Origin of the sequence: Pseudomonas sp. SIMBA_068 (genome assembly GCF_046534705.1) — a bacterium.
Taxonomy (GTDB): domain Bacteria; phylum Pseudomonadota; class Gammaproteobacteria; order Pseudomonadales; family Pseudomonadaceae; genus Aquipseudomonas; species Aquipseudomonas putida.
Genome location: NZ_JAWRYI010001375.1, coordinates 1 through 244 on the forward strand (window position 1 = coordinate 1; position 244 = coordinate 244).

At 46.7% G+C, this 244-nt stretch carries 1 protein-coding gene; it reads left to right on the forward strand.

Features of this window, described 5'->3' with window-relative positions; translation table 11 throughout:
• Positions 1-220: hypothetical protein (locus SB756_RS34120; RefSeq protein ID WP_410913760.1), on the forward strand; the 220-nt coding region annotated here is incomplete at its 5' end.
• Positions 221-244 lie beyond the last annotated feature (24 nt).

The window sequence follows — 244 nt, forward strand, 5'->3', positions numbered from 1 at the left end:
GGAAGATGTCGATCAGTTTCTTGCACAGCCGCTACTCGCTGACGTCGATGAGCGTACTAAAAAACAGCTAAAAACCGTCCTGAGCGTGGACAGCAATTACTTCTGGCTGCGTTCAGATATCACCGTGAATGAGATTGAACTGACGATGAATTCGTTAATTGTCCGCATGGGCCCACAACACTTTTCTGTTCTCTGGCATCAGACAGGAGAAAGTGAGTGAGTTCCATCCTTCAGATTTTCTTCC